The 14,345-nt window shown below is 33.0% G+C and carries 10 protein-coding genes; 6 read left to right on the top strand and 4 right to left on the bottom strand.

Going from position 1 to position 14,345, the window contains the following annotated elements; all coding sequences use genetic code 11:
- The first annotated feature begins 10 nt into the window (after positions 1–10).
- Positions 11–433: an STAS/SEC14 domain-containing protein gene (locus OQ292_RS24810; protein WP_284686681.1), complete on the top strand. Its 423-nt coding sequence runs from the start codon at positions 11–13 to the stop codon at positions 431–433.
- 71 nt (positions 434–504) lie between these two features.
- Here the strand turns inward: OQ292_RS24810 and OQ292_RS24805 are convergent, their stop codons facing one another.
- The gene (locus OQ292_RS24805) at positions 505–1,257 is read right to left on the bottom strand and encodes a DeoR/GlpR family DNA-binding transcription regulator (RefSeq protein ID WP_284686680.1); all 753 of its coding nucleotides are present in this window, start codon (positions 1,255–1,257) and stop codon (positions 505–507) included.
- Positions 1,258–1,596: 339 nt separating this feature from the next.
- On the opposite strand from OQ292_RS24805, the gene OQ292_RS24800 reads away from it, so the two are divergent.
- From OQ292_RS24800 to OQ292_RS24790, 3 genes are all read left to right on the top strand, one after another.
- A complete protein-coding gene (locus OQ292_RS24800; RefSeq protein ID WP_284686679.1) occupies positions 1,597–4,557 on the top strand; it encodes a SusC/RagA family TonB-linked outer membrane protein in 2,961 nt (986 codons plus the stop codon).
- Positions 4,558–4,576: 19 nt separating this feature from the next.
- Positions 4,577–5,902 carry a RagB/SusD family nutrient uptake outer membrane protein gene (locus OQ292_RS24795; RefSeq protein WP_284686678.1) on the top strand — a complete coding sequence of 442 codons (1,326 nt, stop codon included), beginning with the start codon at positions 4,577–4,579 and terminating at the stop codon, positions 5,900–5,902.
- A gap of 132 nt (positions 5,903–6,034) precedes the next feature.
- Positions 6,035–6,709 carry a class I SAM-dependent methyltransferase gene (locus OQ292_RS24790; RefSeq protein WP_284686677.1) on the top strand — a complete coding sequence of 225 codons (675 nt, stop codon included), beginning with the start codon at positions 6,035–6,037 and terminating at the stop codon, positions 6,707–6,709.
- A gap of 62 nt (positions 6,710–6,771) precedes the next feature.
- Here OQ292_RS24790 and OQ292_RS24785 read toward each other — a convergent pair whose 3' ends face one another.
- From OQ292_RS24785 to OQ292_RS24775, 3 genes are all read right to left on the bottom strand, one after another.
- A complete protein-coding gene (locus OQ292_RS24785) occupies positions 6,772–8,682 on the bottom strand; it encodes a T9SS type A sorting domain-containing protein (protein ID WP_284686676.1) in 1,911 nt (636 codons plus the stop codon).
- A gap of 254 nt (positions 8,683–8,936) precedes the next feature.
- Complete coding sequence (locus OQ292_RS24780; RefSeq protein WP_284686675.1) at positions 8,937–10,184, bottom strand: hypothetical protein; 1,248 nt, start codon at positions 10,182–10,184, stop codon at positions 8,937–8,939.
- 113 nt (positions 10,185–10,297) lie between these two features.
- Positions 10,298–11,149: a helix-turn-helix domain-containing protein gene (locus tag OQ292_RS24775; RefSeq protein ID WP_284686674.1), complete on the bottom strand. Its 852-nt coding sequence runs from the start codon at positions 11,147–11,149 to the stop codon at positions 10,298–10,300.
- Between the two features lie 563 nt (positions 11,150–11,712).
- On the opposite strand from OQ292_RS24775, the gene OQ292_RS24770 reads away from it, so the two are divergent.
- The gene (locus tag OQ292_RS24770) at positions 11,713–12,930 is read left to right on the top strand and encodes a multidrug effflux MFS transporter (protein ID WP_284686673.1); all 1,218 of its coding nucleotides are present in this window, start codon (positions 11,713–11,715) and stop codon (positions 12,928–12,930) included.
- 188 nt (positions 12,931–13,118) lie between these two features.
- Positions 13,119–14,345, top strand: a complete 1,227-nt coding sequence (locus OQ292_RS24765; protein WP_348970655.1) for an MFS transporter — start codon at positions 13,119–13,121, stop codon at positions 14,343–14,345.

The raw sequence follows: 14,345 nt of genomic DNA, 5'->3' as shown, positions 1-14,345 counted from the left end.
CAAATTAAATATGTCATCAAACACAATTGCAGAACCAATAACTTTTTTTGAGGATAAAGTAATATCTATCAAATATCATCCAGATTCTAATTGTATAGAAAATACCTGGAATGGTTTTGCGAACTCTGATACTTACAGAGCTAATATGAATAAAATTTTAGAAGCTTTCAAAAAACATAAGGCAGACTCTATAATGGGAGATGTTGTGAATATGAAAGTTGTAAGTGTTGCTGATCAAAAGTGGACAAACGAAGTTTGGCAACCAGAGATTCTTAAAGCAGGATTTAAAAGAAATGCTATTGTAGTTTCTGGTGATATTTTTAATAAAATTACTGTTGAAAAAATTGTAAACAGTACCGATAATAATGCAGGTGTTGAGTATAAATATTTCTCTCAAAGAGAAAAAGCATTTGCATGGTTAAGAGGTGAATAATAATTCAACAACCATAAATCTTAATATTTGGTGTTTATTGTATTTTACAGTAAACACCATTTTTTTTGCAGCTAAAGTATTGTATTAATCATTCTTTTGTAAGGTGTTAGTAATTCGTGATCTCCATCTAGCTCTGTAATAAGTGTATTAATTTCTTGTAGTTGGCAGATTTTATATTTTTGATGAGAGTTTAACTTTTCGGAAATCGTAAGGGAAATTACATTTTTAGATGATCGAATCATGGCCTTTTTTATTTGCACCACTTCCCAATCAAATTCTGTAAGACCATTGCTTATATCCATGTATCCGGTTCCCAGAAAGCATAAATCAGCTTTAATATCTGCAAGCATATTAATCGCATACCCCCCCATAGATACTTGTGAGTCTTTAGACAGTTTACCACCAATAAGTATTACTTCTACAGTAGGGTGAGACATTAGCTCTAAAGCAATTGGCAAACTCGGTGTAAAAAATGTAGCTCTTAATTTTAACGGCAATCTTTTAACAAGTTCTAGATTGGTAGTACCTCCACTTATTAAAATTACTTGATCGTTTTTAATAAGTTTTAAAGCTTTATCTGCAATTCCATGTTTGCATTCGGCAGCATAGATCTCATCGTTAGATACATTTTGCTTAAACTGAAATCCATTTGCAACAGCACCACCGTGTACTTTCTTTAATTTACCTTGAGTGTGTAATTCTACTACATCTCTTCTAACAGTATCTATAGAAACATTGAGTAATTGAGATAAATCAGAAAGCAAAACTCTATTATGTATGCTTACATTATGTAAAATAACCTGATGCCTGTTTTCTTTTTTCATACTTAATATTTGAGGCCGAAGGCTTGTATGTGTTTGTTTTAGTAATAAATAACTATGGCTAATTGAGTATAATATAAATAAAATCTCTCAAAGAATTAGAAATATAATGATCGTTGGTGATAACCTGCAATATTTTGCAATATATTCATCAATATTGCCACATATTATTGCAAATAAATTTTTTTGATTCTATTATTAACTCATAAACACAAAGTTTTGCTTTAAAAAGCTGCAAAAAGTAAAGCGTTTTGCGGGTTTTTATCGATTTAGCAGTCAGCCCTTAGCCATTAACAACCATATCTTTTGACAATAAAGTATTTTTTAATTTAAACCACGACTATGAAAATAGTAATCAATTACAAAAAACGCCTTATAATGCTAGGGTTGATGGGGCTTATTGTTTTCTTTAATGCGGAAGTGATGGCCCAGGCTAATTATGTAATTATGGGTAAAATCACAGATCAGGGAAGTGGAGATCCACTTATCGGTGCTACTCTTCAACTTGAGGGTACAGATGTAGGAACAATTTCTAATCTTGATGGTGAATTTACAATTTCTACTAATGTTGATCCGGGAGAATACAAATTAATTGTAAGGTCTATCGGATATGTTTCTCAAACTTTACCTGTCTCACTAGGAGCACAAACTAAAATTACAATTGATGTTCCTCTTAAGGCAGATATTCTAAGCCTCGATGAGGTTGTTGTTACAGGGTCTACAGTAGCAACCAGTAAAAAGCAATTAGGAAATGCGATTTCTACCGTACAATCAAAAGATTTAGAAAATACTGGTGCAGTAGCTATAGATCAGGCATTATCAGGTAAAATTTCTGGTGCACTTATTCAGCAAAACTCTGGTGATCCAGCTGGTGGTATAAGTGTAAGATTAAGAGGGCCAAGTACTATTACTGGTAGCTCTGATCCTTTGTACATTGTTGATGGAGTAATAGTAAGTAACAGTAGCAATGAACTAATCGACCTTGGGGGTACAACACAGAACAGACTTGTTGATATTAACCCGAACGATATTGAAAGAATAGAGGTAATTAAAGGTGCTGCAGCTGCGGCTATCTACGGTTCTAGAGCTAGTAATGGTGTGGTTCAAATCTTTACAAAAAGAGGCCAGTCTGGTAAACCAAAAATATCATTATCTACCAGCTTTAGAATGAACGAACTCAGAAAGAAGATAGATTATAACCAATCTCCAGTTGACTGGGTGAATGCTACAGATTATGCGGATTTAAGCACTGAGAGTGTAACTCGTTACGATTTACAAGAAGAAATTTTTGGAAAAGGTTATGGTTCTGAAAACTTCATTTCTATAAATGGAGGTACAGATAAAACAAAGTACTTTATTTCTGGATCATATTTGAATAATGGTGGTATTGTTAAAAATTCAAGTTTCGAAAGATATGGAGCTCGTTTAAACTTGAATCAATATGTAAACGACTGGTTGACTTTAAACTTAGGATTAAATTATACTAATAGTACTAGTCAAGATATTCCGAATGGTGGTTTGGTTGAATACTACGGAGCACTTACAGGTTTTATCTTTGCTGATAATACAATCGATCCTTCTCCTGATGAATATGGTGTTTATCCGGGCAACTCATTGTTTTCTAATCCTGCAGAAGTTGTTGCAAACTATCAATTTGGACAAAAAACAAATCGTGTTATTACAAACTTAGGTTTAACAGCTAATCCAATAGATAATATGACAATTACTTACCAGTTAGGTATTGATTATTATAATCAATCTGGTAAAGGATATTTGCCAATTGGTAATACCTCCAATGCATATGGAGGTGGTTATGCTACAAGAGGAGATGCAAATGTATTTCAATATAATAGTGATTTAAATCTTAGCTATGATTTTAATATTTCTCCAGATATTAGATCGACTAGTGTAATTGGTGGTACATGGCAAAATCAAACATTAGAAAGTATCTCTCTTACAGCTCAAGATCTTGTACCAGCTGCTCAAGTTTCTTCTGCTGGTACAATTATCGGTCAATCAGATTATAGAAGTGAAGTATCTTATTGGGGTGCTTTTGCTCAGCAAACATTTGGGTTTAAAGAGAAATTCTTCTTAACAGGTGCTTTAAGACTTGATGGAGCTTCAGTTTTCGGTACTGATGAAAGAAACCAAGTATATGCTAAAGCAAGTGCTTCTTACCTTATTTCATCAGAGGACTTCTGGCAAAGTACTTTTGGAGCAACCATACCAACATTTAAATTGAGAGCTTCTTGGGGACAAGCTGGGAACTTAACTGCATTAGGTGCATTCGACAGATTTTCTAATTATAATGCTGTGTCAATTAATAGTACAAGTGGTGTTGTTCCTGCTACAGTTCTGGGTAACAGTGATCTTAGGCCAGAGAGACAAGAAGAGTTTGAAATTGGTATAGATGTAGGCTTACTAAACGACAGATTAGGTTTCGAGCTAACATACTACAACCAAGATGTTGAAGACCTTTTACTTGAAAGAGAATTAGCTTCTTCTTCTGGATATACTACCAGATACGAAAACGTAGGTGCTTTAACGAACAAAGGTATTGAGCTTTTAGTAAGAGCATCAGTAATTAAAACAAAAGATTTTAATTGGGATTTAACGGCAACTTATTCTTCAAATGATAATACAGTTAATAAAGTAGTAGGAGAATCAATCACTTTACCGAATAGTTTCTCAGCAAGTTATGTAATTCCAGGACAATCAATAGGTGTTTTTAAAGGAGGTTTTTATGAGCGTGATGAAGATGGAAATATAGTATATGGTACTGATGGACTACCTTCTGCAGGTACAGCGGAAGATGGCACCTCTTCAAAGATTCTAGGTGATCCAAATCCTGATTGGTTCGGTTCATTAATCAATGAGTTTAGCTACAAGAAACTTGGATTAAGAGTGCAATTTGATGCAGTTCAAGGATACGATGTATTCGATTGGAATAAAAGGGTAATTAACCGTTTTGGTGGTGGTACTTCTTCAGAAGCTGAATTGAACGGCGACTTACCAAAAGGATTTAGTAGAGCTACTTACAGTATTTATGAGGAGTTTATTACTGATGGTTCTTTTGTGAAATTGAGAGAAATTGCTTTGAGTTACTACATCAATCCAAAGTCAGACATTATCGAAACTGTAAAGTTCACATTAGTGGGTCGTAACTTATTATCGTTTGACAACTACACTTCGTGGGATCCAGAAATTAACACTACTGGGCAGAGCAATGGTGTAAGAGGTTTTGATTTTGCTGGTGTGCCTATTCCAAGAACATATCAATTTGGTGTAAATGTCACTTTCTAAACCTAAAAAGAATATTCAAATGAAGAAAATAATAAATATATATACATCTTTTTTGGTGCTTTCTATGGTGATATTTTCATCATGTGAAACAGATTTTGCAAATCCGAATGCACCAACAGACGAACAAATTTTAACTAGTAGTGAGGGGCTAATCGCTTTGAGTGTAGGTATAAAACAACTCTATTCAACAACTGGGCTTTTATACATTACTGAAACTCCTGGAATGACTACTCGTGAATTGGTAAGGACTACAACTTACATCAATTTATTAGAATTAGAAGATGGAGGTAGTGTATTGCCAAATGATAATTCAAATGTAAGTGGTATTTGGGCTACAATGTTAAGGATTGTAGAAATGTGCAATCAACTTGAATATGGAGCTGAAAATGTTACTTTAGAAGAAGAAACAAAAAATACCATGTTGGCTTATGCATATTTCTTTAAAGCAATAAGTATAGGAACATTAGCTCAAAACTTCGAGCAAGTTGTGGTTGAAACAAGCCAAAGTAACGATGCTGCTTTTGTAAGTAGAACTGAAGGTTTCGAGACAGCTATTGCTCTATTAGAGCAAGCTTCTTCACTACTTGGAGGTTCTGTTGATGCAGGTTTTGATAGTGATGTTTTATTAGGAAATGTAGATTTAATTAACTGCATTAATGCTTTTCTTGCTAGATACAATTTATTTGTTGGTGAATATGATGCAGCAATAACAGCTGCAAATACAGTTGATTTATCTTCTGCTTCTTATTTCGCTTATGATTCTCAAAACCAAAACCCTTTGTGGTCTAGAATTGTAAATTTAGGATACTGTATGCCTGCTGATGATTTTGGATTGCCTGAATCTTTTGAGATTGATACAACAGATGCAAGAATAGATTTCTTCTTAAGTTCATTAGATACTGCAAACGAAAATGGCTTTGAATACGAAGAATTAACCGGATTTTATCAATCAGCTACAGATTTGATACCTGTTTATCAGCCCGGAGAAATGTTGTTAATTATTGCTGAAGCGAACATCAGAAAAGGATCTCCTGATTTAAATGCTTCAGTTGAGGCTTTAAATTCTCTTTTAACTAAAACTGATGATCCTACTGGTGTTAATGCTAGTTTAGGTGAGTATGATGGAACAGTTTCTGAAGAGGCATTGCTTTTAGAAATCTACAAAAATAGATGTATAGAGCTCTATCTTAATGGAATGAGTTTAGAGGATAGTAGACGATTCGATAGACCTGAACCAAGTACTGACTCACAAGTTTTTACTGATGAAAGAAATAGAAACTTTTATCCGTATCCAGCAAGAGAGAGAAATAATAACAATAATACTCCTGCTGATCCAGCTATCTAAAAAACTTTGTTTTACATTTCAATTGTAAAACAATTAAGTTCTTAATTATCAGACTGGTGCCTTGATGCTAACAGTTTAACTAATTGTATGTATTCGAGGCACTTTTTTTATTCAACTAATCACGCATACAAAATGGCAACAGACAATGAAGTTTTAAATTCGTGGCAACTCAATGCACAGGAGTGGATTAAAGTGCTAGATATGGAAGGTATTGAATCTCGCAAAGTAACTAATAAAGCCATTGCGGATACAGTGTTAGCCGCAAAAGGGCAGAAGTTTCTTGATTTAGGTTGTGGCGAAGGTTGGCTTACAAGAGCAATATCTCAAAATGGGCAAAAAACAGCAGTTGGTGTAGATGGTACAGAAGAGTTGGTTAAACATGCTAAATCTAAAAGTGAGAACTCTTTTTACCATCTCACTTTTGAAGAGATTATAGCTGGGAAAGAAATACCAGAGGCTCCATATAATGGAATCGTGTTAAATTTTTGCCTTTACAAACATGAAGAAACAAGAGCATTATTGAATCAGGTTAAGAAAAGTCTGTCAACCGATGGGCAGATATTTATCCAAACATTGCATCCATTTAGTTTTGCAACTGTTACAGGTTTTTATAAAAATCAATGGGTAGAAGATTCTTGGAAGGGTTTAAAAGGCAATTTTGTTTCTCCTCATTCATGGTATTCGAGAACACTTTCTAGTTGGGTTTCTATGTTCAAAAGCTGTGATTTAAACCTGATAGATATGATCGAACCGAGCTTTCCAGAAGCTAAAATGCCATCTTCAATAATTTTTGTTTTAGAGAATTAAAAAAAAGAAACAGGAAAGTAAAAAATTTACTGACCTGTAAAAACTTACTATTGTAAATTAAATCAATCAATTATCATCAATCTTTTTACATCAGAACTTGAATCACTCGTGATTAACTTATAGATGTAAATGCCTTTTTTCAAATTGTTTAATTGAGGATTAACAGTAATTTCTCCTCTGTTTTTAATCTCTATTTCTTTTACCAGTTCACCCGTATTATCGAGAATTAGCATTTTTGCTGTTTTTATATCTTCTTTAATAAATGCTCTAATTGAAGTTGAACCAGTTGAAGGGTTTGGCTCATTTTGATAGAGCTTATTACTTATCTTTTTGTAAGAACTTCCTTCAATTACTTCAAATGAAATGGCGTAAGAAGCAACTAAATCTCCTTTAGCTTGTGGTTTTGTATAAGCCATAGCAGATAATGTGTGACTGCCTACAGCTATTTCTTTACCGAAATAATCTGCATTTGTATCTCCAAAAAGTGCATAGGGCATTACATTTTCAATTTTAGAAGTACCATCAAATTCTAACTTTACACTTCCAACTTTTTCAGGATAAATCCTCGTCTTGATATTTAGTTGATTTCCGGTGTTTGATAGATCGATAACAGTTCCATCGGTCAAAGACATTAAAACTGTATCTGCCTGCGAGTCAATCAATTCAAAGGCAGTGATAATCGTGTCGTTTTCTACATAAAATGTCAGGTATTTTCTTAAACCTGAAATCCCTTTTGCTGTTGATTCGTCATAAGGAGTTGCTTTTAAGGTATATGCTCCTTCAGGTAATTTTTCTCCTTTATAATTGCCGTTTACATCTCCAAACAGTGCATAAGGAGCGTAGCTTTCAATTCGCTTAAAATCGATAGGACCAGCCAATTCTAATTTTATACTACCAATCGTATCATCAGTTTTAGCTATTATGCTTAATTTATCGCTTTCTAAAGTAGTAAGGTTAATTGTTGTATAATCAGTCAGCGTCATGAGTTCTTCATCGGCTTTTGCATCGATCAAATAAAACTCATCAACAGATGGTAGGTTTTCAATATCAGGCAATTGATGTTTAGAAAAGAAATTCCATATTTCAGAGCTGGCATTTATATCTTGATTTACATTACCTAAAAAAGCTAAAGCAGGTGGAGAAGGGGGGCCACCAGGCCAAGTATGTCCACCATTTTCAATAGTATAAAACAAGTATTCGGCAGATGAATCACAAAGTTTATATTGTTCTATAATTACACTAGAACTATCGTAAAGAACAGTATCAGGAACTTCTATAATCGTAGCTTCTGCTGAGCATTCATTTTTAGCCAACCAATAATCTACTTTTACTCTAGCTGATGGAAAAACCAAAGGAAAAACAGCACTTTGGCCACCATAATAAGGAGCGACAATATCTGCAGTGCCATGCATGTATAAAATTGGCATTGGTCTTATAGGGTTGCAAGGTTCATAAGTACCAGCAGCAGCAACAGAAGCGATAGCAGCTACTTTTTCACCCAAAGTACATGCAAGTGTAAGGCTCATACCTCCACCGTTTGAGTATCCAGTAAAATATACTTTTGAAGAATCAACATTATATTCATTAGAGATAGAATCAATTGATTCACTTAAAAATTTAACATCGTCTTGTATCCAAGGCAGACCAGATTCATTCCAACCGGTAACGCCTGTACCATTGTTAATTCCTTCAGGATAAGCAACTAAAAAGTGTGCTGTGTCTGCAACGTTGTTCATGCCAGAAACAGCCATGTGCTGATAAGCGCTACTTGATGCACCATGTAGGTTAAATACTAAAGGCCATGCTTCGGAACCATCATAAGAAGATGGTACATAAAATAAAAATGATCTTACCGAATCATCAATTTCGACTGTTTTTTCTAGTAGAATTCCTGTTTCAATTTCTTGTGCAAGGCAGATGTTTTTTGAAAAGGATAGCCATAACATTATAAATACAAAGTAACTATACTTCATTATTTTGATGGTGGTTGAAGTTTAAAAAAATTTGATAGTTAGTATGAGTTCTTTTTGCAATTAATTGTATGGTCTTCTTTTAATGTTTGATAGATAATAGAAGTAGTTAAATTGAACGGTATGAGTTTTTTTATTCTTAGTTTGTATGCAAATTGAATTATATTACTAATCTAAAATTGGCATTCAATTATTACTAAATTGTTTAGCTTCCTTTTTGTTTATGCGCACATTTTTGCATTTACGCGCAAATAAATTTACAATTTTATCCAGCTTTCAAACTCTCTTCTTTTGTTCTGCGGAATTAGAATTTTCTTGTCATCATTCATGTAAACCATCCAGCTCCTTTTGTCTTTTATAAATTGTGTTTTTTGCTGGTTAATATAATTCCGGTTAATAATCTGGATGGGATCTTTAGCTCTGGCTGCATAAAAAAGATAATCATCGTTTAATGTCTGCATTACTTTGCTTACATTTTCTTCGTCTAGTAGATTCTTCTTTATAATTCTGTTCTCATCATTCCAATAGATTTCAAATACATTTCTCATGTTTTTATGTCCTTGAATCAACATAATTTTATCTACTAAAATGGGCTTGTCTGTGCCAGTTTTATGTTTAGGTAAATATCTATGCTCAGCTATTTTATTTATAGTGGTAGTATTTAATACCTGATTTTCTTCTGGTAAATCTAGCGTGCTTTTTTCAGTGCTTTCTTGATTTACTGTAGGAATTGAAATTGCAAATTCGCTTAAACTTATATCTCTTCTTCTTTTAAAAATGGCGATAAAAACAATGAGCACATCAATTAAAACTCCAATTAAAAAGATAGGTTGCAAGCTTGTAATTTTACCAGGTACCAAAGAGACTATATCGTTTTCAAAAGATACTTTAACTACCTCTTTTAATATGATGTGAGAGATAATTGCACCTGTGGCTATATTGATAGAGCTTATCATGATGAATGCAATTAAATCACCTTTTACTCTCGTAAATAATATGAAAATGGTTGCAAAACCGATTGTTACTGCCAAATGAGGAAAGTATCGTAACATGCCAAATAACATATTATTTATACCACCAGATAGTACAAATCCGATAAAGAAGACAAACAGATATAAGCATAAAAATACGGAAACTAACTTTAGAAAAACTCTTACCCACTTTTTGGTTTTGTCACTTTCAGAAACATCATCTATAAAATGTAATACAAATCCGCTATAAAATAATATGGGTAATGATTGTAATACTAAATTGATGCAAGCAACATATTGTGTATTAATCTGACTATCTAAAAGATGAAAATATTTTTCAATAATCAAGTTTCTAATTATCAGACAAATAATATTAAAACAATAAGCACCATAAAATAGATAAGCGAGGTTCCTATCATTCCTCTTTTGGTTTTTATCAATAATAAAATAGGCGATATTTAAAACCGCAGAAAAACCGAGAATGCCAATTGAAATAAATGAAATTATGAATGCAATTCTTTCATAAACTAACATAAATCTAAGATTTATGAATGGGTAATAGATTGTTAACTATGCTTTGTTACCAAATATACAGTTAGCCACTTCTCAAAAAATTGTATAGATCGGACATTTTCAGAATTAATTTTTTACCAGCTTAAAAATCCACCAGTTTGCGAATTATCATCTTGGTGATATATATAGTTTATGGCTCTGGTTTTAAGATATTCTCTTGGCGTTTGTAATGACATTAATTTAAACTCATGATTAAAGTGAGATTGATCATAGTACCCAAATTTATGTGCGACTTTCGTTAATGATATTTTATCTGCCTTCTCAAAGTAGCTTAATACACTATTAAACCGATGTATTCTAATAAATTCGGAAGGTGAAAATCCCACTTCCTTATTTACTAATCTATTAAAATGTCTTACACTTATTCCCAGTTTATCGGCAAGCCCTTGAATAGAGTTGCCATAGCCTTCGGTAAGAAATATATGATTTAAGTAGTCGTACAAACTTTTATTTAAAGTTGTAAATCTTAATAGTCTTAGAAGGTAGCTTTCAATCTGATTAATCCAATCTTGATAATTTTTAGAAGAGCCAAATTGTTCATAAAGATATATATGTTCTTTATCTAATATGTAACTACTATCTAAAGGCAAATTTTGAAAACTTTTCATCGAAATATTAAAGGTTTTAGCAATTGCACCTTTACGAAATATTACTCTAATACCTCTATTGTTAATTGTATTATAGTTGTAAGAAGGTAATGTTAATGTGGGCATAATCGCCGTAACAGGCAAGGATTCATAATTAACTACATCGTTTTTTATAACAATAGGCTTATCTGTATAAATAGGGAAAACAATACCATTTTCGAAACTTGGTAATGCCAGAATTTTATCACTAAAGTTGGTTGTTTTATTAAAGTCCCAGTATTCATACCACTGTATCACAGACCTTAATTGTGGAGAGGGCATAATAATATGAGGATGCATTTCAGTTATGATTGAAAGTTTAAAAATTGCGTGTTATTTTGATAGTAATGTTCTAGAGAAACATAATGTACCTAATTATGTTTAGTGTGCAACTATTGAAACCGTAAGATTAATGGATATTTACCCTATAAGGTAAATGGAGCAGATGAGTTGGTAATTATGATGTTATTAATATTTTTATTGGTATAGCAAATTATAATTTAGCTTAAGAAATAATATTCTTATTAGCTAAACAAGATTTTAAGAGTTAATGTAATTTGACTAAGAAGGACTGTTTAAGTATTTATAAATTTTATACTAGTATAATAAAAATTTTGCCTTTTTAAATGAGTAATGTAAACATTTTTTTAACTACGCTTGTTTAAAATAATCCTTATTACCCATTCTAATTTTATCAAATTATCTGTTTTCAGATAATTCCTGCTCAAAGTAAATATGTAATACATCATCATACAATTTAGTCAATTCACATAGTGTTGACAGTTTTTTAATAGACAAGCTAAAAGATATTATCAAATTAGTTGATAATACAACTATCTTTGCAGCTAGTTATAAATGTAGTTATGAGTTTCAATAAAAAAGACAGCAACTTTTTATTAATTTTTATTTTAGGTTTACTTACAGCTATTGGTCCGTTAGCTACCGATATGTATTTACCTGCTTTTGAAGAAATTGCTGCAAAATTCAATACAGATATAAGCAAGGTATCTTTATCGTTATCGAGCTTTTTTATAGGTCTTTCAATTGGACAATTAATTTACGGACCATTACTAGAAAGATATGGTAGAAAAAAACCAATGTATGTGGGAGTTGCAATATATATTGTTGCCTCAATTGGTTGTGCTGTATCTACTAATGTAAATGAGTTAATTGTATACAGGTTTTTCCAAGCAATTGGAGCATGTGGAGGTTTGGTAGCAGCTAGAGCAGTAGTTAAAGATTTATTCGATACAAAAGAAGTGGCTCGTGTGTTTTCAATGTTGATGATGGTAGTAGCTGTTTCTCCAATTTTAGCACCTACATTAGGAGGCTTTATTTCTACCACTTTTCATTGGAAATATATATTCATAATGATGGTATTCTTGGCTATAGTCATCCTTTTTGGTGCTTATTATCTAATGCCAGAAAGCAAGAAACCAGACCCTGATTATTCTTTAAAATTAGGTTCAATAATTAAAAATTATATAGCGGTACTAAAGAATCCTCAGTTTATCATTTTCGCTATGACAGGAGCAATTGCATATGCTGGTGTCTATGCTTATTTGAGTGGTTCACCACACTTGTATTTAGAAGTTTTTAATGTAACTCAAGGTCAATACAGTTTGATATTTGGAATTATTGCTGCTGGCTTAATCGGTTCCAATCAGGTAAATAGATTTTTGCTAAAAAAACACTCAAGTGAAAACACCATATACAAGGCTTCAATTGTACAATGTATTGTAGCAGTAGTTTTAGTTACGTTTTACTTTTTGGAGTTTAAAGGTTTATATATCACTACTTTTTTGATATTCAGTTATATGTCTTGTTTGGGTTTTATTTTCCCAAATGCTTCAGCATTGTCTTTAAATAATTTGGGAAACACTGCAGGAAATGCTTCAGCTATGTTGGGCTCTTTGCAAATGGTAATGGGAGCAATCGCCTCTGCTTTGGTGAGTGTTTTTCAAACAGAAGACTCTCTCCCAATGATTATGATTATGTCTATTTGTGCAGGTGTGGCTTTGTTAGTTTTGAACCTCGGAAACAAAAAATTAGCTCAACAGAAGCAAGTAGAATTTTATTAAGAAACAACGATAAATACTTATCACTATACCAGTTAAGCCGGAGTAATTCCGGCTTTTCTTTTTATATATAGTTGAATAATCAACGATTTCATATCTTTTTACAATAAATCCATTGATAATTACAGAATCAATCTGTAATTCAGCTAGTTATTTTAACCGAAGTGAATATGAAAATCAATATGTAATTCATGTTGATGAGGTTGCAACTGCATTTAACGCTCGTCGATGGTAGTGTGGAAAAAATAGAAAGAGCTTTGAGCGACAATAAATTAACAAGAGGACTTCTAATACTCATGGCAATTACCACAGGAACTGTAGTTGCCAATAATTACTACAACCAGCCATTGTTAGGAGAAATGGCTAGAGAGTTTGGTATCTCAGAGTCTGAAATTAGCAGTGTGCCAATGCTTACACAAATTGGATATGCTGCTGGACTATTTTTGATAGTACCACTCGGAGATATGCTAAAAAGAAAGAAGATGATTTTAATTGACTTCTTCTTTATAATAACAGCTTTACTTTCAGCGGGTCTAGCACCATCTCCATTGGCATTAAAAATTTCTAGTTTGCTTATTGGCTTAACTTCAGTAATTCCACAGGTAATGGTACCTATGGCAGCTCAATTATCTAGCAATGAAAATCGGGGCAAAGCTATAGGAACTGTAATGACGGGGATGTTTATCGGAATTTTAGCTTCGAGAACGCTCAGTGGTTACATAGCCGAATTTTTAAATTGGCGTGCCGTCTATTTCTGTGGGGCAGGTTTCATGGTAATTTTGTGGGTTTTTCTTAAATGGAAATTACCAGAAATTAAACCAGATTTTAAAGGTACTTACAGTCAGTTACTCAAATCTATTGTAGAGCAATTTAAAACCAAACCTGCACTTCGTTTAGCTGCCATTCGCGGGGGATTAGTATTCGCTTGTTTCAGTGCTTTTTGGACAACATTGGTATTTCTTCTAGAAACGCCCACATTTAATATGGGAAGTGAAGAAGCAGGTTCGTTTGGCTTTGTTGGTATTGCAGGTGCAGTAATGGCCTCTGTAGTCGGAAAGATGAGTGATAGGTTAAACCGAAATACAATGATTACTATAGCCATTTTAATCGTCATGGTTTCATGGATTGTTTTAGGCTTGAGTGCATCAAGTATTATTGGTTTGGTTATCGGTGCTTTGTTTCTCGATTTGGGCATTCAGTCGGTGCACATTACCAATCAAACTATCATTTTTTCAGACAATCCGCCAGAGCGTAATCGTATTAACACGGTTTATATGGTCTTGTACTTTACTGGTGGTGCACTTGGAACTTATATCGCGGGAATTATTTGGGAACATTTTCAATGGATGGGGGTAGCCTCAGTGGGTTTCACTTTTGGATTACTAACACTCATCGTGCATTTAATATTTAAAAGATAG

The sequence above is a fragment of the Chondrinema litorale genome (genome assembly GCF_026250525.1).
GTDB lineage: Bacteria > Bacteroidota > Bacteroidia > Cytophagales > Flammeovirgaceae > Chondrinema > Chondrinema litorale.
This window is presented reverse-complemented; position numbering and strand designations above follow the sequence as displayed.

Coding starts and splice junctions, on each gene's coding strand:
- OQ292_RS24810 (WP_284686681.1), top strand. CDS start 11: ATGTCATCAAACACAATTGCAGAACCAATAACTTTTTTTGAGGATAAA.
- OQ292_RS24805 (WP_284686680.1), bottom strand. CDS start 1,257: ATGAAAAAAGAAAACAGGCATCAGGTTATTTTACATAATGTAAGCATA.
- OQ292_RS24800 (WP_284686679.1), top strand. CDS start 1,597: ATGAAAATAGTAATCAATTACAAAAAACGCCTTATAATGCTAGGGTTG.
- OQ292_RS24795 (WP_284686678.1), top strand. CDS start 4,577: ATGAAGAAAATAATAAATATATATACATCTTTTTTGGTGCTTTCTATG.
- OQ292_RS24790 (WP_284686677.1), top strand. CDS start 6,035: ATGGCAACAGACAATGAAGTTTTAAATTCGTGGCAACTCAATGCACAG.
- OQ292_RS24785 (WP_284686676.1), bottom strand. CDS start 8,682: ATGAAGTATAGTTACTTTGTATTTATAATGTTATGGCTATCCTTTTCA.
- OQ292_RS24780 (WP_284686675.1), bottom strand. CDS start 10,184: ATGTTAGTTTATGAAAGAATTGCATTCATAATTTCATTTATTTCAATT.
- OQ292_RS24775 (WP_284686674.1), bottom strand. CDS start 11,149: ATGCATCCTCATATTATTATGCCCTCTCCACAATTAAGGTCTGTGATA.
- OQ292_RS24770 (WP_284686673.1), top strand. CDS start 11,713: ATGAGTTTCAATAAAAAAGACAGCAACTTTTTATTAATTTTTATTTTA.
- OQ292_RS24765 (WP_348970655.1), top strand. CDS start 13,119: ATGTTGATGAGGTTGCAACTGCATTTAACGCTCGTCGATGGTAGTGTG.